24 protein-coding genes are annotated in these 26,113 nt (G+C 33.3%); 17 read left to right on the forward strand and 7 right to left on the reverse strand.

The genetic code is table 11. The features are described 5' to 3' along the window. Positions 1 to 25: 25 nt before the first annotated feature. The gene (locus tag EV143_RS17715) at positions 26 to 1,471 is read right to left on the reverse strand and encodes an MFS transporter (RefSeq protein ID WP_133509279.1); all 1,446 of its coding nucleotides are present in this window, start codon (positions 1,469 to 1,471) and stop codon (positions 26 to 28) included. Positions 1,472 to 1,994: 523 nt separating this feature from the next. On the opposite strand from EV143_RS17715, the gene EV143_RS17720 reads away from it, so the two are divergent. The 9 genes from EV143_RS17720 to EV143_RS17760 all read left to right on the forward strand — a co-directional run bounded on the left by EV143_RS17720 (position 1,995) and on the right by EV143_RS17760 (position 11,727). Further along, positions 1,995 to 2,870, forward strand: coding sequence for an alpha/beta hydrolase (locus tag EV143_RS17720; RefSeq protein WP_133509351.1), 876 nt, complete (start codon positions 1,995 to 1,997; stop codon positions 2,868 to 2,870). A 556-nt stretch (positions 2,871 to 3,426) separates the two neighbouring features. Beyond that, a complete protein-coding gene (locus EV143_RS17725) occupies positions 3,427 to 3,741 on the forward strand; it encodes a hypothetical protein (RefSeq protein WP_133509280.1) in 315 nt (104 codons plus the stop codon). Positions 3,742 to 4,053: 312 nt separating this feature from the next. Next, complete coding sequence (locus EV143_RS17730) at positions 4,054 to 4,617, forward strand: isochorismatase family protein (RefSeq protein ID WP_133509281.1); 564 nt, start codon at positions 4,054 to 4,056, stop codon at positions 4,615 to 4,617. A gap of 214 nt (positions 4,618 to 4,831) precedes the next feature. Further along, positions 4,832 to 6,598: an amidohydrolase gene (locus tag EV143_RS17735; RefSeq protein ID WP_133509282.1), complete on the forward strand. Its 1,767-nt coding sequence runs from the start codon at positions 4,832 to 4,834 to the stop codon at positions 6,596 to 6,598. Between the two features lie 21 nt (positions 6,599 to 6,619). Continuing rightward, positions 6,620 to 7,990: an alginate export family protein gene (locus tag EV143_RS17740; protein WP_133509283.1), complete on the forward strand. Its 1,371-nt coding sequence runs from the start codon at positions 6,620 to 6,622 to the stop codon at positions 7,988 to 7,990. A gap of 26 nt (positions 7,991 to 8,016) precedes the next feature. Further along, entirely contained in the window at positions 8,017 to 8,673 is a 657-nt protein-coding gene (locus tag EV143_RS17745) for a 2'-5' RNA ligase family protein (protein ID WP_133509284.1), read from the forward strand. A gap of 211 nt (positions 8,674 to 8,884) precedes the next feature. Then, a complete protein-coding gene (locus EV143_RS17750; protein WP_133509285.1) occupies positions 8,885 to 9,808 on the forward strand; it encodes a helix-turn-helix domain-containing protein in 924 nt (307 codons plus the stop codon). Between the two features lie 223 nt (positions 9,809 to 10,031). Next, positions 10,032 to 10,757, forward strand: a complete 726-nt coding sequence (locus tag EV143_RS17755) for an SDR family oxidoreductase (RefSeq protein WP_133509286.1) — start codon at positions 10,032 to 10,034, stop codon at positions 10,755 to 10,757. A 205-nt stretch (positions 10,758 to 10,962) separates the two neighbouring features. Next, on the forward strand, positions 10,963 to 11,727 hold the full coding sequence (locus tag EV143_RS17760) for an SDR family oxidoreductase (protein ID WP_133509287.1): 765 nt from the start codon (positions 10,963 to 10,965) through the stop codon (positions 11,725 to 11,727). 89 nt (positions 11,728 to 11,816) lie between these two features. Here EV143_RS17760 and EV143_RS17765 read toward each other — a convergent pair whose 3' ends face one another. The 4 genes from EV143_RS17765 to EV143_RS17780 form a co-directional block, all read right to left on the reverse strand. After that, positions 11,817 to 12,332, reverse strand: a complete 516-nt coding sequence (locus EV143_RS17765) for a PepSY domain-containing protein (RefSeq protein ID WP_133509288.1) — start codon at positions 12,330 to 12,332, stop codon at positions 11,817 to 11,819. A 201-nt stretch (positions 12,333 to 12,533) separates the two neighbouring features. Beyond that, positions 12,534 to 13,007: a PepSY-like domain-containing protein gene (locus EV143_RS17770; RefSeq protein ID WP_133509289.1), complete on the reverse strand. Its 474-nt coding sequence runs from the start codon at positions 13,005 to 13,007 to the stop codon at positions 12,534 to 12,536. Between the two features lie 88 nt (positions 13,008 to 13,095). After that, the gene (locus EV143_RS17775) at positions 13,096 to 13,791 is read right to left on the reverse strand and encodes a LytR/AlgR family response regulator transcription factor (protein WP_133509290.1); all 696 of its coding nucleotides are present in this window, start codon (positions 13,789 to 13,791) and stop codon (positions 13,096 to 13,098) included. Next, entirely contained in the window at positions 13,788 to 14,828 is a 1,041-nt protein-coding gene (locus EV143_RS17780) for a sensor histidine kinase (RefSeq protein ID WP_133509291.1), read from the reverse strand. Before EV143_RS17780 ends, EV143_RS17775 begins: the two co-directional genes overlap by 4 nt. 163 nt (positions 14,829 to 14,991) lie before the next feature. Here EV143_RS17780 and EV143_RS17785 point away from each other — a divergent pair, with 163 nt between their 5' ends. From EV143_RS17785 to EV143_RS17810, 6 genes are all read left to right on the forward strand, one after another. Further along, positions 14,992 to 16,377 carry a TolC family protein gene (locus EV143_RS17785; protein WP_133509292.1) on the forward strand — a complete coding sequence of 462 codons (1,386 nt, stop codon included), beginning with the start codon at positions 14,992 to 14,994 and terminating at the stop codon, positions 16,375 to 16,377. A 10-nt stretch (positions 16,378 to 16,387) separates the two neighbouring features. Further along, entirely contained in the window at positions 16,388 to 19,675 is a 3,288-nt protein-coding gene (locus EV143_RS17790) for an efflux RND transporter permease subunit (protein WP_133509293.1), read from the forward strand. Next, complete coding sequence (locus EV143_RS17795; protein ID WP_133509294.1) at positions 19,662 to 20,750, forward strand: efflux RND transporter periplasmic adaptor subunit; 1,089 nt, start codon at positions 19,662 to 19,664, stop codon at positions 20,748 to 20,750. Before EV143_RS17790 ends, EV143_RS17795 begins: the two co-directional genes overlap by 14 nt. 547 nt (positions 20,751 to 21,297) lie before the next feature. Continuing rightward, a complete protein-coding gene (locus tag EV143_RS17800) occupies positions 21,298 to 21,684 on the forward strand; it encodes a DUF7674 family protein (RefSeq protein ID WP_133509295.1) in 387 nt (128 codons plus the stop codon). Between the two features lie 219 nt (positions 21,685 to 21,903). Then, on the forward strand, positions 21,904 to 22,695 hold the full coding sequence (locus tag EV143_RS17805) for a hypothetical protein (protein ID WP_133509296.1): 792 nt from the start codon (positions 21,904 to 21,906) through the stop codon (positions 22,693 to 22,695). Positions 22,696 to 22,870: 175 nt separating this feature from the next. Then, the gene (locus tag EV143_RS17810) at positions 22,871 to 23,314 is read left to right on the forward strand and encodes a DUF4352 domain-containing protein (RefSeq protein ID WP_133509297.1); all 444 of its coding nucleotides are present in this window, start codon (positions 22,871 to 22,873) and stop codon (positions 23,312 to 23,314) included. Positions 23,315 to 23,452: 138 nt separating this feature from the next. Here EV143_RS17810 and EV143_RS17815 read toward each other — a convergent pair whose 3' ends face one another. Further along, a complete protein-coding gene (locus EV143_RS17815) occupies positions 23,453 to 23,752 on the reverse strand; it encodes a hypothetical protein (RefSeq protein WP_133509298.1) in 300 nt (99 codons plus the stop codon). Positions 23,753 to 23,927: 175 nt separating this feature from the next. Further along, positions 23,928 to 24,476 carry a type 1 glutamine amidotransferase domain-containing protein gene (locus EV143_RS17820; protein ID WP_133509299.1) on the reverse strand — a complete coding sequence of 183 codons (549 nt, stop codon included), beginning with the start codon at positions 24,474 to 24,476 and terminating at the stop codon, positions 23,928 to 23,930. 500 nt (positions 24,477 to 24,976) lie between these two features. Between EV143_RS17820 and EV143_RS17825 the strand changes: the two genes are divergently transcribed. Continuing rightward, on the forward strand, positions 24,977 to 25,393 hold the full coding sequence (locus tag EV143_RS17825; protein ID WP_133509300.1) for a hypothetical protein: 417 nt from the start codon (positions 24,977 to 24,979) through the stop codon (positions 25,391 to 25,393). A 97-nt stretch (positions 25,394 to 25,490) separates the two neighbouring features. Further along, the gene (locus EV143_RS17830; RefSeq protein ID WP_133509301.1) at positions 25,491 to 25,949 is read left to right on the forward strand and encodes a hypothetical protein; all 459 of its coding nucleotides are present in this window, start codon (positions 25,491 to 25,493) and stop codon (positions 25,947 to 25,949) included. The last annotated feature ends 164 nt before the right edge of the window (positions 25,950 to 26,113 follow it).

Below are 26,113 nucleotides of genomic sequence, written 5' to 3' on the forward strand. Positions count from 1 at the left end.
TGGTCAGTTTAAATCATGAAAGCTATTAAAGATTTGTAATCGGACTATATTTTGGAACTAATGTTTTCATTACGATCCAGCCTGTTAAGTAACAAACGGCACAAATTGAAAAGATGATAAAATATCCGGCTTCAATTCCTTTAAAGCCCATAAAAGCCATATTGGTTTCTTTAGCATGATCGAATAACATTCCAGATCCTTTGTTGATTATTGTTGAACCAACACCTCCTGCCAAACCACCAATTCCGGTGATAGTTGCAATAGCTTTTTTAGGAAACATATCTCCAACGGTTGTAAAAATATTAGCTGACCAAGATTGATGAGCCGCTCCTGCAATACCAATTATAATAACGGGAATCCAGTAACTGATATATCCTAAAGGCTGAGCGATCAATGCTAATAATGGAAAAAAGGCAAAAATCAACATTGCTCTCATTCTTCCTTCGTAGGGATTCATTCCTTTTTTCTCTACAAAATAAGTTGGTAACCAACCGCCAATAATAGAAAGTAACGTAATCATGTATAAAACAAATAACGGTAAAGCAGCTTGCGTAGAATCCATTCCGTAAACAGAACTTAAATAAGCCGGTGTCCAGAATAAAAAGAACCACCAAACACCATCTGTCATAAATTTACCAAAAGCAAAAGCCCAGGTTTGTTTGTATTTAAAGCAATCTATAAACGATACTTTAGTTGAAGTTTCAGGAACATATCCCACTAATTTACTGTCTGCGATATCGTCTTGTTGTATGTATTCTAATTCAGCAGCGCTAACTTTTGGGTGTCTTTCTGGTTTGTCGTACATGAAAATCCAAAATCCCATCCAAACAAAACCTAAAGCCCCAATGATTATAAAAGCCATTTCCCATCCAAAAGATTTCGCTATAAACGGAATCGAAATTGGAGCTGCTAATGCACCAACCGTTGCACCTGCATTAAAAATACTGGTAGAAAAAGCCCTGTCTTTTTTAGGAAAATATTCTGCTGTTGTTTTAATTGCTGCAGGAAAATTTCCAGCTTCTCCGATCGCTAAAATAAAACGGGCAAAAATGAATAAGCTCACACTTACATTAATTACCATTCCGGTATCATTTACATTTTTGATGATATCCTTAGCTCCTTCAAAACCTACAAACCAGTTTCCTGTAATGATGCCTGCAGTTGCAATTCCGCAAAAAGCATGCAAACACGCCCCTATCGACCAAATTCCGATAGCCCAAAGAAAACCTTTTTTAGTATCCAGCCAATCTACAAATCGCCCTGCAAATAATAAGGATACCGCATAAAATATGGAGAATAAAGCGGTAATATTTCCGTAGTCGTTGTTAGTCCAGTGAAATTCGGGAGCAATAAAATCATTCCACGTCAAAGAAAGAACCTGCCTGTCTAAATAGTTAATTGTAGTTGCAAAAAATAATAATGCACAAATACTCCAGCGGTACTTTCCTGTGTTTTGTTTGATTTGATTCATAATAATGAGTTGGTTGGCTAATAAAGTAAATATTACTAATTCAAAATATTTCAATTTTACAATGTCGTCCGGTTAAGAGTTCATTTAGAACAAACTAACTGAAATTGTGCAACTAAATTTCAAATAATGTAATCGATTGCACAAATATAGTTTATAATCTTAATATTCCAAATTAATTATATAAAAAATTATTTTGATAGATAAAATAAACATTTCACATAAAAATATGTATTCAAAATTACAGATTAAACAATATATCTGTTAAAAGCTCATATGCTAAATTTGTCCGTTTTAGGTGTGAAAATAGTACTAAAATCAAGGCTTCTAATTTTATTTATAAAGACTATTCTTATCGAAAAATAAATATGCTTTTATACGGTCGTGAATGCTTATAAATCAAGAAAATGATATAAATTTGAATTCAACCAAAAAATAATAATACTAACAAATCTTATATAAAGTGAAAAACTTAAAAAACTTCGTCATAAACAATCCATTCTTAAACCTCCTTTTTCTTTTCGGAATGATCAGTCAGATACAGGCACAAAATCAGGTTTTACCCTTATGGAAAGTAATTCCGCAAGAAATAAAAGCGCCTGACTATCAGGAAAAAGAAATTACAAAAGAAGGCAAAGTACAAAGTACAAGCTTGGTTTCGATACCTACTTTAAGCGTGTTTTTGCCTTCGGGAATTAAACAGAACCAAACTGCAGTAATTATTTTACCTGGCGGAGGATATCAGCATTTAGCCATTGATAAAGAAGGAACTAAAGTAGCGGAATGGTTTAATAGCTTAGGCATTGTTGCTTTTGTTTTAAAGTACAGATTACCAAGCGATTTAATCATGACAAACAAAAATGTCGGGCCATTGCAAGACGCTCAGGAAGCGATTCGTGTAGTAAGGCAAAATGCAGCAAAATGGAATATTGACCCAAATAAAATTGGTATTATGGGCTTTTCTGCCGGCGGACATCTGGCATCGACATTATGTACACATTATGATGACCGCGTATACGAAACTTCATCAAAAGTGAGTGCGCGTCCGGATTTTTCGCTTTTAATTTATCCTGTAATTTCTATGCAAAATGATATTACGCACAAAGGTTCTCAAATTAGTTTATTGGGAGAAAATGCTTCGCAGGAATTAATCGATTCTTTTTCTAACGAAAAAAAGGTCACTGCTCAAACTCCTCCCGCTTTTTTAGTTCATGCTACAGATGATGGTGCGGTTTTCCCTGAAAATAGTATTAATTATTATCTGGCACTTAAAAATAATAAAGTTGTTGCTGAGTTACATTTATATGAAAATGGCGGCCACGGATTTGGTTTGGGTGTAAAAGACACCAGTAAATTTTGGACAAAAGCCTGCGAAGAATGGCTTAAAAGCAACAATTATTAAATAAAAAAGGTTTTTAGATTTAGCTATAACTAAATCTAAAAACCATAAAAAAATAGACTGTATTGTATTGCTTGCAAATTTCTACAACGATCCACGATCAAATGAATATGTCAAATTTTCTTTTTAACTAAATTGTTTTTTCCAAAAAACTGTATTTAATAGAAATAAAATGATATTTAAAAAGGCAAAAAAATCATTGGCATTAATTCTATATCGCAAAGCTACAAGCTAGTTTTTAGAATCCCTTACGGCTTTCCTCATTTTGGGAAGTTTTTTTTTGTGAAGGTGCTAAGTTGCTAATTTTCTGAGCTTTTTTAAGCTTCTGAGTGGCTAAGTCTCTAAGTTTTATATCCTATAATTAAAATCTTCCAAGAAAAACTAAGCAACTTCGCTCCTAAGAACCTTAGCAACTTTCTTTCTTATTCTAGATTAAGTTGAAGTGATGATGAAACAAGTAAATTTGCTAAAGAAATTACAAATTCTGTCAAACTGAAATTTTAAAGACTCAGCAAATCAGTCCCGAAGTCTCGGGATAGTAACTTTAAAACTAAAAAAAATGAAAACTCTTGAATTCTTATTACTCGGAAAAAACGAAGCGATATTGGCCATTTTACTTCGACTTGTAAATGCAGATCAAAATTGGAATGCAATTGCTTTCAATGACGAGAAAGAAGCTCAGGAATACTTTCAAAATCACAAAATCGATATTGTTCTTTTGAGTTCCGGAATCGAAGATCATATAGAAAAAGAGTTTACTTCTTTTTGCTTAAAAAATCAGCCTGAAGTAGAAGTAATTGAACATTTTGGCGGAGGAAGCGGTTTATTAAAATCCGAAATTCTTCACCGATTACATCTAAAAGGAAAAATTTAGGTACCCAGCTTTTCCTTTTTAAAATTCATTAAAAAGCTTTAAAATATTTTATTATTCGAATATCCAATTTTAATTGACGATATATCGTTAAAATCTTTATTGCCTTTTCTGAAAAACCTTTTAAAATCAACACATTACAAAAAAGGCATTTTATTTGAATGCAATACACTGAAAATCAAAAACAAACAATTTTTAAAAAACATTTTTAATCACAACAAAATCACATTATCATGAAAAAATTAATCTTAACAGCAGCATTATTATTCGTTACTTTTATTGGCTTCGTTAGTTCTTATTGATTACGAAAGCCAAATGGCATTCGCGGTAGGAAGTACACCAATTGACCAGCTTCGTAACAACACTGCTTTAGTTGCCGGTGCTTCAAAAATATTTAAAGTTCCAACAATTGTAAAAACAGTTGCAGAAAAATCATTTAGTGGACCAGTATTTAAAGAAATTGAAGAATTTTATCCACAAAAAACTTCAAATTATATTGACCGTACTTCTATGAATACTTGGGAAGACGTTCCAGCTTACAAAGCCATTACTGAAAAAGGTAAAAAGAAACTTGTTTTTGGTGGTTTATGGACAAGCGTTTGTATCGTTGGGCCAACATTATCAGCAATAGCAGAAGGTTATGATGTTTATGTAATTACAGATGCAAGTGCTGATGTTTCTAAAGAAGCGCACGAAATGGCTATTACCCGTATGGTTCAGGCTGGTGCTCACCCAATTACTTCATTACAATATTTATTAGAATTACAACGCGACTGGGCTCGTCAGGAAACTTATGTAGCTGTAACAGATTTGGCTAAAAAATACGGTGGTGCTTACGGAGTTGGTATTCAATACGCTCACGAAATGTTAAAACACTAAATCCAATTGAACGCGGATAAGACGGATTCGCTTTGCGAAAACGCGGATAACAAACGGATTTAATTTTAAATAATTACATATAAAAAAATCTGTGTAAATCAGCGTTTTCGCGATAGCGAATCTGTAAAATCAGCGTCTTATTTTTGATCCATAAAAAGGCTGTGTAAAAAGTACAGTCTTTTTTTTACCCAAAATTCAATAAAAAACAACGATTATGAAACTTACTTTTAAAATATTAGCGTTTCTTTTAATTATTTCACTTCCCGTTTTTGGTCAAAATAAAAAAGCTACTTTAATCGTTCATCATGCCGTTATTCATACTTTAGATGATAAAAATACAATTGTTGAAGCGATGGCTGTTGCCGATGGAAAAATCCTGAAAACCGGAAAAAACAGCGAAATTTTAAAATTAAAAGACAAAAAAACTACTGTAATTGATGCCAAAGGAAAAGTAATTATTCCAGGAATATTCGATTCTCACATGCACATTATTCGCGGCGGAAGATTCTTTAATACCGAATTACGCTGGGATGGCGTTAAATCTTTAAAAAGAGCTTTAGCAATGTTGAAAGAACAAGCGCAAAGAACGCCAAAAGGACAATGGGTTCGTGTAGTTGGAGGCTGGAATGCGTATCAATTTGAAGAAAAAAGACTGCCAACTTTAGCAGAAATTAATGAAGCTACGGGCGATGTTCCTGCTTTTATACTTCATTTATACGGTCATGCTTATTTGAACAAAGCCGGAATTGAAGCTCTGAAAATTGATGCCAATACGCCAAACCCAAACGGTGGACTTGTTGAAAAAGATGCTAACGGAAATCCAACTGGATTATTAGTTGCTGAACCAAATGCTTTTATTTTATACTCAACGCTTTCTAAACTTCCTGAATTAACTCCAGATGAAAAAGTAAATTCGACCAAACAATTTATGACCGAAATGAATCGTCTTGGCGTAACTGCTATTATTGATGCCGGCGGCGGATTTCAAAATTTTCCGGATGATTATGGCGTTACAAATGGTTTGTGCAAAGACAGTGATTTAACCATAAGAATGCCGTATTATTTATTTGCTCAAAAAGCAGGAAATGAACTTAACGATTACAGCAAATGGGTTAGCACTGTTGAAATTGGTGAAGGTTGTGACGATCACGACGACAGTAAAGTAGAATATCATGCGCAAGGTGCCGGAGAAAATCTGGTGATGAGCGCCGGAGATTTTGAAAACTTCGACAAACCAAGACCGGAATTAAGCCCGGCAATGGAAGGACAATTGAAAGAAGTTTTATCATTATTGATTAAAAAAAGATGGCCGTTTAGAATTCACGCAACTTATAACGAAAGCATTACAAGATTTTTGAATGTAATTGAAGACATTAATAAAGAAACGCCACTAAACGGACTTTTATGGTTTTTTGATCACGGAGAAACAGTTTCTCTAGAAAATTTAAAACGCATTAAAGCTTTAAACGGAGGATTAGCAATTCAGCACAGAATGGCGTATCAGGGCGAAAGTTTCATAAAAAGATACGGAAAAACACCAGCTGCAAATACAGTTCCGCTAAAGAAAATTCTTGAAATGGGAATTAAAGTTGGAATGGGAACTGACGGAACACGCGTTGCAAGTTACAATCCGTGGGTTGGTTTGTATTGGTTAACAACCGGGAAAACTTTGGGCGGTTTAAAATATATGGCTGATGAAAATATTCAGGATAGAACAACTGCTTTAAAATTATTTACTTACGGAAGCGCACAATTAATTAATTTAGAAAAAGATCGAGGAATGCTGAAAGAAAATAATCTGGCTGATTTCGCTATTCTTTCTGATGATTATTTTAATACTCCTGAAGAGAAAATCTTAAACATAGAATCGAAACTTACTGTTGTAAACGGAAAAGTAGTTTATGCTGATAATGATTTTAGAACATTTGCAAGTCCAACACCAAAGGCACTTCCGGATTGGAGTCCTGTAAATTATTTTTGAGGCTATCAAAAAAATTAAATCATGAAAAATATATTTCGTTTAGTATTGCTTTTGGGATTTGTTTTTTCTGTAAAAGCACAACAAAAACCAGTTTTTCAAAAGGTTCGTTATGATGACGATTTCACCTATCTCAAAGAAGATTCGACTAAAAATCTGTACGAGAAAATCAAATATATTCCGTTAGGAAAAAACGATAAATTTTACGCTACGATTGGCGGAGAAATCAGAGAACAATATACCTATACCGTAAATGATAAATGGGGAGACGAAACCGATAGCGGCGATGGTTATTTGCTTTCCCGATTTTTATTGAATGCTGATGTGCATTTCGGAATTTTCAGGACTTTTGTTGAATTACAAAGCAGTTTAGCAAACAGCAAAATCGATCCGAGCCCAGTTGATGAAAACAAATTAGATCTTCATCAGGCTTTTCTGGATGTTGATTTTATTCGGAATGAAAACCAACAGCTTACATTTCGAATAGGAAGACAGGAAATGTCTTATGGTTCGCAGCGTTTAATAAGTGTCCGCGAACGCCCAAACAGCAGAATTTCTTACGATGGAGCGAAACTGTTTTTCAAAAATAAAAACTGGCAAACCGATGCTTTTTACACACATCCAATTGCGAATGTTCCGGGTGTTTTTAATGACGATTTTAATGATAACGCTAAACTTTGGGGAAGTTATACGGTAATTCATAAAGTGCCGTTTATCGAAAATATCGATTTGTATTATTTAGGATTATGGAAAAACAGAGCCGTTTTTGATGATGCAATTGGTAAAGAAACCAGACATTCGTTCGGAACCAGAATCTGGAAATCGAAAGGAAACTGGAAATATGATTTTGAAGGTCTTTATCAATTCGGAACTATTGAAAACAAAACAATTTCAGCCTGGACACTTTCGTCGAATACCTCTTATACTTTTGAAAACATTAAATTTAATCCTGAACTCGGTTTAAAAACAGAAATTATTTCGGGAGATAAAAACAGTGATGATAATCGTTTAGAAACTTTTAATCCGTTGTATCCAAAAGGTGCTTATTTTGGTTTAGTGGGTTTAATAGGCCCATCCAATTTAATTGATATTCATCCTTCAATTGCTTTAGATCTAACGGATAAACTAGGCTTCGGAATAGATTATGATATCTTTTGGAGACAAACCGTAAGCGACGGTTTATACGCCCCAAACATGCAGCTTTTGTATTCCGGAAAAGACACAACCGAACGTTTTGTAGGCACACAATTAATCTCGAATTTTGATTATACTGTAAATCCGTTTTTAACGCTTTCTGTTGAAGGCGCATGGTTTAATGCAGGCTCCTTTTTAAAAGAAGTTGGTTCAGGGAAAGATTATTTTTATGGTGCTTTGACAGCTCAATTTAAATTCTAAATTTGTGTAATTCAAAGTTTTCAAAAATGCTTAAAAAATATTCAGTTGTATTTTATCCTTCACAAGCTGTGATTGATGCTATCAAAGTGATGAAAGGATATTTAAAAACCAAAATTAATTGGTACAATAGCTGTAATTCAATCGCTCATATTACAATTTGTGAGTTTGAAATACTTGAATCTGAAATCGATAAATTCAAGCAAAAGCTTGCAAAGATTTGTAATACTTTCACTCCTTTTCATGTTTATTTAGAAGAGTTTTCAGCTTATGAACATGTTGGAGCCTTTTTTATAGTTCCTAATGAAAAGTCAAAAGCTGAATCAAAACCAAAAGCAAAAAAAACAGATAATCATTTAAAAAAAGAAGCTATAAAGAAAAATAAATCCAATGACGGAGAAATTGAACAATCCAAATTAAAATCAATTATGAAAAAGACTCAGGATACGTTGAAAACTCCTGGGATGAAAAAAAGTAATGATCCTCATATGTCAATTGGAAGAAGGCTAACTTCTGAAAACCTTAAAATTGCTTCAGAACTTTTCACTACAATTGATCTTCATTTTTTATGCGATTCTATTGTTTTAAGAGAATTTGATCCTGAAGAAAAACAATTCTTTATAATTGATACTTTTAAATTTGGCAGTAATCCTGAACCTGAGTTCATTCAGGGGAGTTTGTTTTAGTTTTCATGCCACGAAGGCGCCGTGGCACAAAGTTTTTTCTTTTAAATATCCATAAGGTGTGTCATTTCGACGAAGGAGAAATCACACTAGAAACTCCGCAAACAAATCGAAAATCTTTGTCGAGCTGCTTTATGTGATTTCTCCTCCGTCGAAATGACAAAAATGAGAATATATTTTTTTCGTATATTTGAATTTTACAATTCACATCAATATGAAATCACTCAATTCATTTTATAAAGATATTACCGAAGGCTCCACTGTTGAACCCAATTCATTATTACCAAACGACATTCAAAAAGAGATTGGTCATTTTAATGTTTTTGATATAAAAGAACTGCTGGAACGCCTTCAGGGGAAATCGATTATGCCTTATGATAGAAGAGCTTATTATAAAATAAGTTTGATCAGAGGAAAAAACAGGGCTGAATATGCTGATAAAATCATTGAAATTGAAAAACAGGGGCTTTTATTTGCAACGCCTAAAATTCCGTACAATTATGTACCGCAAGACACGAATCAATCGGGACAATTTTGTGTATTTACAAGTGAGTTTTTATCTAAAACTAAAAGCGGAATTGATTTAGACGAACTTCCTATTTTTGCTTCAGACGGTTATCCTATATTTCAGCTTTCTGATGAAGAAGTTGAAGAAGTAGCATTGATTTTCAATAAAATACAAAAGGAAATCAATTCAGATTATGTTTATAAATACGATTTGATTCGAAATTATGTTGCCGAGTTAATTCACTTCGGGCAAAAATTACAACCTATAACAGCACTTTATTCTAAACATAATTCGGCAGCTCGAGTTTCGTCTTTATTTGCTGAATTGTTAGAAAGACAATTCCCAATAGAATCTCCGCATCAAAGACTGGAATTGAGAACTGCTAAAGATTTTGCTGAACGATTATCCGTTCACGTGAATCATCTTAATAAGGTTTTAAAAGAAAATACCGGAAAAACGACAACAGAATTAATCAGCAGCCGATTAATCAATGAAGCCAAAGTTCTTTTAAAACAAACCGACTGGAATATCTCTGAGATTGCTTATTCATTAGGCTTTGAAGAATTGGCACATTTTTCTAACTTCTTTAAAAAACAAACTTCGTTAACGCCTTTAGCATTTAGATTGTAGAGTTTTGATTTTAGATTTTAGATTTTAGATTTTAGATTTTAGATTTTAGATTTTAGATTTTAGATTTATAAAAAATCGCTTTGCTCTTTTTGGAATTTGGGATTTTCAAAATTAAAATTTCTTTTAACATGATTTGAATTTCGCAAACATCGGTTTGATATTTACAATTCCCCAACCCTACTTCGCTCCTACCTTTGTCCTATCAATTTAAAAAATAGAAAAGATGAATTTATCAAACAACAAAATTTTAATAACGGGCGGTGCAACTGGTATCGGACTTGGACTTACCCAAAGATTTATTGAAGAAAATAATACCGTAATTATTTGCGGCCGCAGAGAAGCTGTTTTAAATGAAGTTAAGGCTCAATTTCCAACTGTAATTACAAAAGTATGTGATTTATCAGATGAAAAAGAACGCGTAGCACTTTACGAATGGATTGCTGAAAATCATCCTGATTTAAATGTTTTAATCAATAATGCAGGAATTCAAAACTGGGTTTCAGTAACTGATGCTAATTTTTACGAAAGTATGAAAGCTGAACTTGCTACAAATATTGAGGCTCCGTTGCATTTAACTTCTTTATTTATCAATTTAAAATCGCTTACAACGGTTATGAATGTAACTTCGGGATTAGCATTTTCTCCTTTTGCTAAAATTCCGGTTTATTCAGCAACTAAAGCTTTTTTCCGTTCGTTTACACTTTCACTTCGTCATTTATTGAAATCAAAAAGCATCGAAGTAATCGAAATTATTCCACCGGCATTAAATACAGATCTTGGCGGAGTTGGTTTACACAATGCACATCCAAGTGTGAGTGATTTTATCCTGTCAATTTTTGAACAGATAAAAGAAGGAAGAGAGGAACTTACTTTCGGAACAAGCGAAACAAGATTAAACGCGAGTGTCCCGGAATTGAAAGCTTCATTTAACGCATTACACGGGAATTAATATTAATTTTCAACACATAGAAACATAGATATTGAAAACGCTAAAAGGCATTTCATTTGTATAAACCCACATAGCGCTATGTGTTAGAAACCAGTTTCTTATTTAAATCTTTTTTAACCAAAATAAAACCTATGTTTCTATGTGTTTAAAAACAATTCCCATTTTACATTTTACAATCTACAATTAACAATTAACAATTATAAATATGGTAGTAAATACAAAAATTGCTCTTGTTACTGGCGGTAGCAGAGGTTTAGGAAAAAATATGGCGATTGCAATTGCCAAAAAAGGAATTGACGTAATCATTACTTATAACAGCAAAAAAGAAGAAGCGGATTCAGTTGTAAAAGAAATCGAAAATTTGGGTCAAAAAGCAAGTGCCATTCAACTTAATGTTGCAGATTCTAAAACTTTTGATGGCTTTTTCGAAAGTGTTTCTTCGGCTTTACAAAACACTTTTAGTACTGATAAATTTGATTTTCTGGTAAACAACGCAGGAATCGGAATTCATAATTCTTTCATAGGAACAACTGAAGCGGAGTTTGATCAATTGACAAATATTCAATTCAAAGGTCCGTTCTTTTTGACTCAAAAGGCTTTGAATGTGATGAATAATGGTGGCGGAATTATTAATATTTCTACCGGTTTGGCAAGATTTTCATCTCCTGGTTATGCTGCTTATGCTTCTATGAAAGGTGCAATCGAAACCTTGACAAAATATCAGGCAAAAGAGTTAGGCGAAAGACAAATTAGAGCAAATGTTGTGGCTCCGGGCGCAATAGAAACTGATTTTGGCGGTGGCGTTGTTCGCGATAATGAGCAATTAAACAAAACATTAGCATCGATAACGGCTTTAGGCAGAGTTGGTTTGCCGGATGATATTGGCGGTGTCGTAGCTTTTTTATGTACCGAAGACGCGCGTTGGGTAAACGCACAACGTATTGAAGTTTCTGGTGGAATGAATTTGTAATTCTAAATTTCTACTTTGAAAATTAAACCCGACAGGTTTTTAAAATCTGTCGGGTTTCTTGTATAATCTACTCAAATAATGGTAATTTTTTATTCAATCTGAACTGTTTTAATAAAGTTTCCTTCTGCATCAAATATGACATTATAAGTTTTATTGTCTTTTTTAGTTTTAACTTCATATCTGGTTTTACCCTGAGCGTCAACAACATTAAAAACTTCTCTTACAGGTGCGGCAACAGCTTTAGATTTAGCTTTTGATTTTGATTTGGTTTTAGCTTTAGAATTTGATTTGACTGGATAATTAGTCTCAAGATAAACCTGTGCATTTTTTGGCAATTTGGTACTTGACATTAGTTCTTTGTAGGATTTAAAAACTCCACGTTGATCATACAGTGCGTATCCTGTTGTTTTTTTTGCAACATTAAATTTCGCTTCAAAATTTATATCATCCTCTTTCTGTCCATACTCCATAGACCAGGTTGCCTTTTTTTGAGGATATTGTTTTTCAAAAGCCTTCAATATATTGTCAGGAGGTACCAAAATTCCATTTTGTCCTATGATAAGGCTGCTGTATAAAAACGCGATGATTAAAAGAATGTTTTTCATTTTAAGATTTTTTAAGTTTATAAAATACAAAAATAATGTAATAAAAGTATTACATTTAAATAATATGAAAATTATTTTACGATCATTATAAATTTTACTCTACAGCCTATTAGAATTAAGATTATCAACATAAAACAAAACCCGACAAGCTGTAAAACTTGTCGGGTTTGTCTTTTCAATATATTGAGTTAGTAAGTATTCTTAATCTTTCTGGATTATAACATCAAATCCTCCGTTTTTATCGAAGATAACGTCATAAAATACGCCCTTCTTTTCTACTCCAACTTCGTACGTTGTTTTGTTTTTATAATCTACAACAACTGCTATTTCATGAACATCTTTGGCCGGATAATTCTTTTTAAGATAAGCCTGTGCTTTCGGCGGAAGCTGACTTAACGGAATCTGTACTTCATAGGCTTTTAAAATTCCTAAGTTGTCATAAACCGCCAGTCCTTTTGTAGTCGCATTTACATTGAACTTAGCTTCATAACGAATTTCGTCATTATCATCACCAACATATTCCAGTGACCAAACCGGTATTTTATTAGGATATTCTCTTTCAAAAGCAAACCTGACTTTTTCCGGCGGTGTAATTTTTTCCTTAGAACTAATGCCATTTTGAGCCATCAAAAAACTGCTGAACGAACAGAGAAAAGCAAAGATTATGTTTTTCATGATTTCAAATTTTAAAAATTAAACCTTTCAAAATAAGTACTAAAATTATTACTTTAAAATGAATTACAGATTAATTTTTCAAACTTCTTTACTTTTTCAATCGATCGAATAATTCCCTTTTATAGGTTATACCAATTGGCAATTTTTCTTTTTTTATGATGACAAAATCTTTTTCAACTTCTTCAATTTTATCAACTGCCACAATATATGATTTGTGAATGCGTATGAATTTTTCCGGAAGGCATTTCTCAAATTCGGTTGTTGTTATCGAAGCCAAATAAGTTCGTTTAGTAGTATGCAATTTCACATAATTACCAAAACTTTGTGCAAACAAAAGATGATCCAGTTCTATATCAATAAAATAGCCATCAACTTTTACACTAACAGAATTAACGGCTACTTCTTCTTCTTTAATTTTTACATTTTCTGTTGCAAAAAAACGATCGATAGCTTTTAAAAAACGGGGAAAATAAATGGGTTTTAAGAGATAATCTATTACTCCGTAATCATAACTTTCTAATGCAAATTCAGAGTAAGCCGTGGTTAAAATGGTTTTAGGATGGGTTGGAATAATCTTTAGTAATTCCATACCGGAAATCTCCGGCATATTAATATCCAAAAACATCAGATCGACTTTGTTTTCACGAAGATAATCCATTGCTTCAATGCCGTTATATCCCTGAAAAACAAGTTCTAGTTGTGGGTTTTGTTTAATGTAATTCGCCAGCACATAATGCGCTGCGGGCTCATCATCAACTATTATGCATTTTTTGGATTCTTTCATTCTACAAACTTTTTCAGTTGCAATTTCAAATCTACGATATAGGTGTTTTTATCTTCCTGAATATTCAGTTTATATTCTTTTCCGTAAATTAAATTCAAACGTTCAATGGTATTTTTTAAACCAATTTTGGTCGAAACAACATCGGCTTTTTTGTTCGGAATTGAATTTACAACATGCAAGTGCAGCAACCCGTTTTCGACGGTTACAATAATACGAACATAACATTTTTCGATAGCGCAGGTTCCGTGTTTAAAAGCATTTTCTATAAACGCAATTAATAACATTGGCGAAACTTTATAAGCGTTTTCATTATCAATTTTACAATCGTATGTAATGTCACAACGATATCCAACACGCTCTTTTTCAAGCTGAACGTAACTGTTTATAAACTCCAGTTCATCTTCTAAAGATACACATTGTTTGTTATTACTTTCAAGCTGATAACGCATCAGTTGCGAGACTTTCATAATCAGATCCGGCGTTCTGTCTGGAAATTCTAAACTAATTCCGTAAAGCGTATTGAAGGTATTAAATAAAAAATGCGGGTTTAATTGTCCTTTTAATGCATTGAGCTGCATCTGGTTGAACAGCAAGGTTTCATCAGTTTGTTTTCTATGAATTCTATAGAATTTAAAAACAATGATCGGACTCAAAATACAAACTAATGTTCCTAAAACACTCGCCAGCTGATAAATATAGCTTCGCTGATGTGAATTTTGATACAAACGATAATTACTGAACATATCCAGCATTGTAATCTCGTATAAAATAACAGAGAATATAAAAACGCCAAAAAGTGTCAGGAATATATAAGTAAGCGGACGTCTGGTTTTAAATAATATAGGCAATAGAAAAAAACGATTAAACTGTGCATGCATGTACAAAATGAAGTAGAAAAAAATCCCCATTAATATGGAAATAAAAGAACTAAACAACATCCAGTCATTTTTTAAAGTATAAATCGTAAAGGAGAAGGCAACAACGGCAACTTCCTGCCACCATTTGTTGTCTAATATGTTATCAAATTTTTTATTCATTTTTAAAACTTAAATAGTTTACAAATTAACCACAAATTTTTAGTTATTATTTCCATTATATGACAAATTCAATTCGTCATTTTTGATTGTATTACATCATTTAAGATGGCTTTTATCCGCAAAAGACAAATAATTTTGCGCTATAATTTCACACTTTGAGTTTATGTATTTCAAAAAAATTACTTTATTATTTTTCTTGATTTTTGCCTCAATCGGTTATTCACAAACCTTGTCTTTAAAAGAAGCTATAAAAACAGGTCTTGAAAACTACGGTTCTATAAGAGCAAAAAACAATTACACCAATGCTTCGCGAGAAACGCTTAAACAAACTCGCCGCGATTATTTACCTAATCTTAATTTATCTGCCCAACAAGATTACGGAACTATTAATGGGCAAAACGGTGCTTTATATGGTTTTAACGGTTTAGGAACTGCTTCTTCAGGACCTTCACTTCCGGATCAAAACTGGAACTCTGCCTTTGGAGCACTTTATTTAGTCAACATGAACTGGGATTTTTTCACTTTCGGAAAAACAAAAGAAAGAATCAATTTGGCTAAAATAGATGTTCAGAGCAAAGAAGTTGATTTGAAACAGGAAATGTTTCAACAGCAAATTAAAATTTCTGCCGCTTATCTCAATTTATTGGCCAGCCAGAGATTACTGATTTCACAACAAAAAAACCTAAGTCGTGCCGAAGTTTTTAAAAGGACAGCCGTAGCCCGTGTTAAAAACGGATTATTGGCCGGAGTAGATTCGACCTTGGCTACAGCCGAAGTTTCTAAAGCTAAAATTGATTTGAACCAGGCGAGAAATTTCGTTAAGGAACAAAACAACAAACTGGTTGATTTGATGGGCGTTGCGCCACAGGATTTTGTTACGGATACTTTATTTGTAAATGAAATTCCGAAAGAACTTTTAACCGGAATTGCTTCTTCTGATAGTTTGCACCCGTTACTTCAATTGTACAAAACGAGAATTGATTACAGCAATCAGCAGGTTAAATTGTACAAGCGTTTTTATTACCCAACAATGACGGCTTTTGGAGTTTTGCAAACGCGTGCTTCAGGATTTAATTCTGATTACGCGACAGATCAAAATTCATTCAGCAGAAATTACTGGGATGGCGTAAATCCGGACCGTACCAATTATTTGGTCGGAATTGGAATTAGCTGGAACTTGACCACACCGTTTAGAATGAGCAAACAAGTAAGTTCTCAAAAATTTGTTTCGCAGGGTTTACAGGAAGAATACAATCAGGCCGACAGAGCTTTAAAATCGCAACTGGCATTGGCTGATGACAAAATAAGAATCACGCTGGACAATTTTGCCGAAGCGCCCATTCAGGTCAACGCCGCAAAACAGGCGTATTTGCAAAAATCGACTTTATACAAAAACGGTTTAACGACTCTGACTGATATTACGCAGACATTATACACGCTTAATCGTGCTGAAATTGACCGCGATATTGTGAACAATAATGTATGGCAATCGTATTTGCTAAAAGTGGCCGCAACAGGCAATTTTGACTTATTTATAAATGAATTTTAATTAGATCCTAATGAATTTAATACGTTTTGCACTCCGCAAACCCATCTCCATATTAGTATTGGTTGCGGGTCTATTTTTCTTCGGAATTGGTGCCATCAAGGACATTAAGGTAGATATTTTACCTAAAATGAATTTGCCGGTTATCTATATTGCGCATCCTTTTGGAGGTTACACGCCAGACCAGATGGAAGCTTATTTTGCTAAGACATACGTCAACATTCTGCCTTTTGCCAATGGTGTAAAATCGGTAGAAACTAAAAATATTCAAGGGTTAATGATCATGAAATTAACCTATTATGAAAACACCAACATGGCGCAGGCTGCAGCCGAATTAAGTTCACTTTCGAACCGAATTCAGGCGGCATTTCCTCCGGGAACCCAGCCTCCGTTCATTATTCGTTTTGATGCTTCTTCTTTGCCGATCGGACAATTGGTTTTGAGCAGTAAAATCAGATCAAATAATGAATTGCAGGATTTGGCCAACGTTTATGTTCGTGCTTCGTTTACTTCAATTCCCGGATTATTATCGCCGGCACCTTTCGGCGGAAGCCCAAGAACTATTGAGGTTAACGTCGATCCTGATTTATTACGTTCGCACAATATGACGCCGGATCAAATTGTTGAAGCCATTCGTATTAACAACCAAACGGCACCATCAGGAAATGTTAGAATGGGCGATGTCAACTACATTACGCCAACAAATAATACGATAAAAGAAGTCAAAGATTTTGAAAACATTCCGTTGTTTAAAGGAAGTGTTCAAAACTTAAAATTAGGTGATGTTGCCACCGTAAAAGATGGTGCGGATATTACAGCCGGTTATGCTTTAGTAAACGGAAAACGTTCGGTTTACATTAGTATTGCAAAAGCCGGAGATGCATCAACTTGGGATGTGGTTCAAAAATTGAAAGCAGAATTACCTAAAATACAAAGTACTCTTCCTGAAGATGTACAATTATCATACGAATTTGACCAGTCGGTTTATGTAATCAATTCGGTTAAAAGTTTAATTACTGAAGGAATTATTGGAGCGGTTTTAACCGGTTTAATGGTTTTACTTTTCCTTGGTGACAGGCGTGCAGCGTTAATTGTGATTTTAACGATTCCGATTTCGATTATTTCGGGAGTTTTATTTTTGAAATTATTCGGACAAACGATCAACTTAATGTCTTTAAGCGGATTGGCTTTGGCAATTGGTATTTTAGTGGATGAAAGTACGGTTACGATCGAAAATATTCACCAGCATCTTGATATGGGAAAACCAAAGGCGCTCGCCATTTGGGATGCCTGTCAGGAAATTGCGTTACCTAAATTATTGATCTTACTTTGTATACTTGCCGTTTTTGCACCTGCATTTACCATGGTTGGTATTCCCGGAGCGTTGTTTTTGCCTTTGGCTTTAGCAATTGGTTTTTCAATGGTAATTTCATTTTTACTATCTCAGACTTTTGTTCCTGTAATGGCGAACTGGTTAATGAAAGGACATGAAAAACACGAACATTCAGCTAATATTACAGATGATGAGGCGGAGTTTAATGATAGTGGAATAACTCCGGAATCTGAAAGAAATTTGATTACGCAGAAAAAAGCCTACTCTGAAAAAGAGGATATAAATAATAACGGAAAAGTGGGCGCTTTCGAGCGATTCAGAATCCGTTTTATGAGAACTTTAGATCGTTTATTCCCTTATAAAAAAATAACCGCTTTGGTGTATCTTATCGGAATTACAATTCTGGCGGTTGTCTTTATTTCTTTTATCGGAAAAGATGTTTTCCCTAAAGTAAATTCAAGTCAGTTTCAGTTAAGAATGCGTGCTCCTGACGGAACCCGTTTAGAAAGAACGGAAGAAAAAGCCATTATTGTTCTGAAAGAATTGCAAAAAATGGTGGGTAAAGAACACATCGGAATTTCGTCTGTATATGTTGGTCAGCACCCGTCGTTGTTCTCGATTAACCCGATTTATTTGTTCATGGCAGGTTCGCATGAAGCTGTTTTTCAGGTAAGTTTAAAAGAATATCACACGGATATGGATGATTTTAAAGATGATTTCAGAGCCCGAATTAAAAAGGTTTTACCAGACGTTAAACTTTCTTTTGAGCCAATCGAATTGACCGATAAAGTGTTGAGCCAGGGTTCTCCTACTCCTATTGAAGTTCGAATTGCCGGAAAAGATAAAAAACGAAATGAATTATACGCCAATCAAATTGTAGAGAAACTGAAAAAGATTGCTTATTTCAGAGACGTACAAATTGGTCAGCCAATTCATTATCCGGCAATGAATATTGATATTGACAGAACACGCGCAGCCGAATTGGGTGTTGACATGAACGATATTTCACGATCATTGGTAGCTTCTACCTCATCATCAAGATATACCGAGAAAAATACCTGGGTCGATGAAAGAGCCGGATTATCATATAACGTTCAGGTTCAGGTTCCTTTGAACAAAATGAAAAGCAAAACCGATATTGGAGAAATTCCGGTATTAAAAAATTCGCTTCGTCCGGTTTTAAGCGACGTTGCCAAAATTACACCCGGATTTGTAAGTGGTGAAAATGACAATTTAGGGGCTATGCCATACATTACGGTTACAGCCAACATTAGCCAGGTCGATTTAGGCACGGCAGTAAAAGATGTTGATGCAACAATTAATTCATTAGGAGAATTACCACGTGGTTTGTTTATTACTCCTATTGGTTTAAGTAAAGTATTGAGCGAAACATTAAGCAGTTTACAGGTTGGATTATTGGTTGCCATCTTTGTAATCTTCTTAATGTTAGCCGCTAATTTTCAATCGTTCAAAGTTTCATTAGTAATTTTAACAACAGTTCCTGCGGTAGTTTTAGGAGCGTTATTGATGCTTACGATTACAGGTTCGACCTTAAACTTACAATCGTATATGGGAATCATTATGTCGGTTGGGGTTTCGATTGCAAATGCCGTTTTACTGGTCACAAATGCCGAACAATTACGAAAAATAAATGGCAATGCATTAGAGTCTGCGCGAGAAGCTGCAGCGTTGCGTCTTCGTCCGATTATTATGACTTCGGTTGCGATGATTGCGGGAATGCTGCCAATGGCAATTGGTCATGGCGAAGGTGGCGATCAGGTTTCTCCGCTAGGAAGAGCCGTAATTGGCGGATTATTATTTTCGACTTTTGCCGTATTGCTAATCCTGCCACTTATCTTTGCCTGGGCTCAGGAACATACCACAACACAATCTGTTTCTTTAGATCCTGAAGACGAAGAAAGCATCCATTATATCTCATCATTAAAATCAGAAAATGAAAAAAAATAATATAATACAATCGACCGCGCTACTTTTTGCAGCACTATTTTTCCTTAACAGTTGTAATTCTAAAAAAGAAGAAACGGTTACGGCAGAATTAGAACCTAAAACAGAAACGTTTCTTTTAGAAAAAGAAAAACTAACAACCGAATTGCGTTTACCGGCAGAATTAACCGGTTTTCAACAAGTAGATTTATACGCTAAAGTAAGCAGTTTCGTGAAAACCTTAAAAGTAGATATTGGTTCTAAAGTAACTAAAGGACAACTTTTAATTGTTCTGGAAGCTCCGGAAATCAGCTCTCAATTGGCTGCAGCCGAATCCAGATTAAAATCGATGGAAGCTATTTATGCGACAAGCAAAAGTACGTACAACCGTTTGTATGAAACAAGCAAAGTAGAAGGAACGATTTCTAAAAATGATTTAGAAATGGCCAGCGGAAAGAAAAATTCTGACTACGCACAATATCAGGCGGCGGTTGCAGGCCATAATGAAGTGTCGATTATGAGAGGCTATCTTGAAATCCGCGCTCCGTTTGACGGAATCGTAGCGGCAAGAAACGTGAATTTAGGAACGTTTGTTGGTCCTGCAGGAAAAGGTTCGGATTTGCCTTTATTAACGATTCAGCAACAAAACAAATTGCGTTTAGCGGTTTCTGTTCCGGAATTGTACACTGGATATTTGCATAATGGTGATGAAATGAGTTTTAACGTAAAATCATTGCCGGATACTTTCAAAGCTAAAATTACAAGAATGTCCGGCGCTTTAGATTTAAAATTAAGATCTGAAAGAGTTGAAATGGATGTACAAAACAAAGGAAATTTATTACCTGGAATGGTAGCAGAAGTTTTATTGCCGCTTAACGCAAAAGACAGCACATTCGTGATTCCGAAATCAGCACTTGTAAATTCTGCTGAAGGAACTTTTGTAATTAAAGTTGTAAATCATAAAGCGACAAGAGTTGATGTGAAAAAAGGAAGAGAAATCGACGATAAAGTAGAAATTTTCGGCGACTTGAACCTTAAAGATAAACTGGTAAAAATTGCCAGCGAAGAAACTAAGGAAGGCGATATCATAAACGAATAACCTGCGTTTAGTCTTCATTTTAGTAGATTACCAAAAACTGTACGCAATTATTTAATGCGGCATTTTAGATCATTTATGATTTAACATGCAAATCTATTTGCCACCGGGGCAGCACGCTGATAATGTGCTGTCCTTTTTTTTGTTTTGTAGTTTTGCAGAGATTTGCGGAGGTTCCGCAGAGATTCGCAGAATTTTTTAATCTCGCAAAGACGCAGAGGTGCAAAGTTTTTTTTATTAAGTAACTATTAAGCGTATTATTGTCATTTCGACGAAGGAGAAATCTTCGCGAGAAGCTCGACAAAGATTAGATTCTCGTTGCGGAGTTACTTGCGAAAATTTCTCCTTCGTCGAAATGACATGCTCTATCGTTATATTATATTTATCAATAAAACTCTACTGATAATTAGTAAAAGTTTTCCCTATATTAGCTAAACAAACACAAACCAAAACCGGACAAATAAAACCTATTTACAACTGACAAACAATAAGTTACAAACGATATCAAACAAAATATTGCTAAAAAACAACATACCAATCATTTAAGAATATGTTAGATAACAAAAAAAACATTGAAGAATTCTATATTGACTTGAAAAACAAATTTCCGAAGATAGCAGAATTGAAAACTTGGAACAAATACAATTGGAGTATTGAAGGTTCTGAAAATTCGATGATAATGTCCGATTTAGCCGAAGAAATAATATTTTGGACATCGAACGATAAATTAGAAGATTCAAGATTTTTTTTTGAATATCTCGAATCATGTTTAAAAAACTATGATCAGAGAGTTACCTCGTTTATATACACAGACTTTTTGGTTACAATTATAGAAACAAAAAACAAAGAGGCAAGAGAGTTAATTAAAAAAATGATGTTGTCTAAAACAAAAGAATTTTACCAACGATTGTTTCAATTTTACAGCGAATCTGAATAATCCTAACACATAATAGCGATATAAAGTATCGACATAGTAATTTAGATTGCGTTCCCCTGCTGGCGCGAGCGTCTCGCTCGTGAACTCAAAAAATGGTAATAATCTAACTAAAAAATTAAGAATGAGTGAAAAAAATTTATAAAAAAATGTTTTACATTACATGCAAGAGCGAGACGCTCGCTAAAGCAGGAGAAAAATTCGTTAATATCTAAAGAATTTATGTGTAAACCAACATGTTATTTATGCAAAATTGAAATTGCAGACAAGAAAAATTCACATATTATTCCTAAGTTTTTAGGAAAAGAATTATTTATATCCGATTTAGGAAATCACGCAATTCAAATAGATAGAGATGGAAAATGTAAAAAAATACAAACTATTCCAAAAGAAGATTTCATTTTATGTGTTTCATGTGAAAAACGATTTGAAATTATTGAAACATTTTTCGCAAGATTTTTTACTAAACTTCGTGATTTTGAAAATTTCACTGATAATTTTGATATCAGAACACTTGGAAATCAAAATTATATTGTCTGCAAAAAATTGAATCCCAAACTATTTAAACTTTTTATCTATTCATTAATTTGGCGTTTATCAATTTCTACTCATTTTGCTAATCAAAAATATAAACTTCCAATTAAAATTGAAGAAGAGCTAAGGACTTTTCTAGATAGAAATTTAAAGATTGATCATACTTCTTTAATTAGCACAATCAATGAAGTCGAGAATATTCCTAATTATGATTTTTGCTTAATTAAGCCTGAAAATAAATTCGCTGATTTTAAAGGAATGCATTCAGCATTTCAAATAAGTAAATCTATTTATCTTTTAGCTTTAGTTGATTTTATAATTTTCTTTTATATTGATGATTCAATTGATCCAGTTCTTAAAATATATAGTAACAAACAGAATAATGATATCATAATTCCAATTAGCGAAGATGAACGATGGTTTGCCTTAAATAAATTGATATTATCAAAAATACTGAATACTCAGCAGTCTCGGAAGTGAACCCCCTGCTGGCGCAAGCATCTGGATCGTGAGCACAAAGAATAGATATTGCTAATGTAGATTGCGTTTACCATTGAGACGCTCGCGCCAACAGGGGTATTTTTTTTTTATAAAACTTTAATTAAATGAAAGCTTTTGGAATTTACCAATTATAACTATGACAAAAAAATATTTTATGAGAAAAATTAAGATGATAGTATTATTTACACTATTTATTATCATTGCCGCATTTAAAATTAAAAATAGTGCTATTGACGGCTTACATATTAAGTTTAGAAAGGTTTCAGAAGATTATATGAGACCGGGTTCTCCAAATGGCCCCTTGGGTTCAATGCCGATAGAAGCAGCAGAAGGAATGAAGTTTGTGAAATTGAAACTTACTTTGAAAAACGAGGGCGAAAAAGATTGCATTTTTGATTTTGAAAATGTCTACATTTCAACTGAACAGGATAGTTTATACAGATTTTTGAAGTTTCAGGCCTATTTTACCAGTACGAAAACCAAAATAAAACCAAAAAAAGAAATTGATAGAATTGTATTATTTGAGTTTCCCGATAATGCAAAACCTAAAGAATTATTTATTGAAGATAAAAGGTATAAAATTATTGAGGATAAGTAAACTGATATATTTCCGCTGGCGCGAGCGTCTCGCTCGTGAGCACAAAGAATGGATATTTGATAGTATAGATTGCGTTCACGAGCGAGACGCTCGTGAACGCATTGGGAATGCTGATGAACACTTTTTGAAGTAGAAAAATTACTTAAATTCTTTTGGCCATCCAAATTCGTTTATTTGTTCAACAAATTCTTCTGCTTCTTTATTTGTTTCAATTACAAAATCGTATAAAGAAAAATCAATTGATGGTTCTTTCGTTACTGCACCAAACTTAATGTTTTCATCTGAAACTTCAATGGATAGTTTATGTTTGCAATCTTCAGAAAAACAATCTATCTCAAAAAAACATACAAATTCATTAAACTCTTCATAGAAAGTTATTTTTAATTGATATACATCATTTAAATAATTTCTAAAACTTTCTTTGTTGATTTTTTTCATGTTTCTAAAATAATACATTTTGAATGTTTTTAGCTACAATATTGTAAAAACTATTTGATTAACGCAAACGTCTCTAACTTCGCGCTCGCAAAGCAATTAAATTGGCAATCACAAAAAAAATGCAAGACCAGAATTGATCTTGCATTTTTTGTAACTTGATAAATAAAAATATCTTTTACACTGTCTGACGCTCGTGTTTTCCTTCTTTAATTTCTTCCACCATTTTTTTATTAAAAGCGGGCAAATCATTCGGGTTTCGACTGGTTACCAATCCATTATCTACGACTACTTCTGAGTCTTCCCATTGTGCTCCGGCATTTTTCAAATCGTTTTTAACAGAGAAGAACGAAGTTACTTTTCGACCTTGTAAAACCTCAGCATCTACCAGAATTTGTGGCCCATGACAAATAGCCGCTACTGGTTTTTTACTTTCAAAAAAAGAACGTACAAAATTTACTGCAGCCTCTTCTCTTCTCAATAAATCAGGATTTATAACTCCTCCTGGAAGAACCAAAGCATCGTAATCTGCTTCATTTGCCTGATCTAATACTACATCAACATTATATTCCTTGCTCCAATTACCGTCTTTCCAGGCTTTAATTGTTCCTGATTTTAAACTGATGATATCTGCATTCCAACCTTGTTCTTCAAGATAGGCTTTAGGCGATGATAATTCTACTTCTTCAAAACCGTCTGTGGCTAATATGGCTATATTCTTTTTCATAATTTTAAGTATTTAAAACGTTATTAATTTTGATTTAGTTAAAATTAATAATTTCAGACAGCCAGTGAAAACAGAGGATGTTAAACCTTTCTTTAATAAAAGTTAATTAATTGAATTTCAGATTTTTATTAAAAATTAAATTGAAATTATATAAGATTCATGTCAAATTAGTTAATTATTTTATAGGATGAATGCAAAGAAAATAATTGTATAAATTAGTAAGTACGAAATAAAAAACATTTCAGGAAACGAGAAATACCATTATGAAGTAAAAAGAGAATAGCTTTGAATAAATGTTTTTTTCTCTTTTGCAAGAACAATAAAAATATGCTTATGAAAATCGTGCGTTCACGAGCGAGACGCTCGCGCAAGCATTGAGACCTTTTTTAAAAATATAAACTAACTAAAATTCGACCCACTTTTGTCAACTTTTTCATAAATTCGTCTCGGTTACAATTAAAAGAATAACCAAGAAGAAATATATTAAAAATCAACACCAAATGATAAGAATCGAATTTGAAGAACCAACAATTGAAATCTGTAAATGCTGTAATAATGAAATTGTTAAACTTACTCGATTTGTTTTTAAAGATGAAGATGCATTTGCTGTTTATTATTTAAAATTTACGAAAGGTCATGAAGACAAATTTGCAATTGGACTAATAAGTATTGGTGATTGGGGAACAGATAAAGAACCTAAAAATAGATTTTCATTTCCGTTTAGACTTTGGGTTGATGAAACTGATTATCAGGTTGGCTTAATTGACAAAGAAGAATCCCCATGGAAACAGGATTTGCTCGGTACTATTTTAGACAGAAAAGAAGCATTAGAACATCCATGGATTGATGAAGTATTCCACATCACAGATCATATCGTTGATGAGGATAAAATACTTATTGAATACTTCTTCGATTAATAAGCTAAAAATAACTCCGCTCTAAGAAGTGCTCATTGCAAACGCTACGCAAACATCTCTGAATTAGTGCTCCGTAAACTGATTAAATCCTCACAAAATGAATTGGATACTAAAAAATACCGATAAATTAGAATTTCACACAAGTCTAACCGAATTACTTTATCCAATATTTGAGGATTTAAAAAATTGTAATTGGGTTTTATCAGATTTAGATTTTATTGCTCACGAAGAAATAACCATTGAGTTTGGAAAAGAGTATTACATTTTAGATGAAAAAGATTTTGAAAAATTTGCAAAAGCTAAAGTTCAAATTATTTGGGGAGTAATATCTGCAATTCCTAAAAATGAAAGTATTGAACTTGATATAAATAATTTGCCATATGTTGAAGGAAATGATGATGTTTGGAAAGATGGAAATTTACAATTGTCAAACTCTTTAATTGAAATAATTGCTTTTGATAGTTCGTATACAATTATAAAATTTAAATCTTTAAATCTCTCTGAAAAATTTAAAAAATACTTTGACGAAGCAATTGAATTAGAAAAATATAAGTAAAAATACTCCTTCCACTCTACCAAGTATCAGCGAAGTCAGAATACTTCGCAAAACATTCCAACTTACAAAGTCCGGAATAACATTATCATTAAAATATAACATTCACAAGTTTAAAAAAAATACCATATTCTATCACAATTAAAACTTTTAAGGGTAAAATAACT

It is taken from the genome of Flavobacterium chryseum, assembly GCF_004362015.1.
GTDB lineage: Bacteria > Bacteroidota > Bacteroidia > Flavobacteriales > Flavobacteriaceae > Flavobacterium.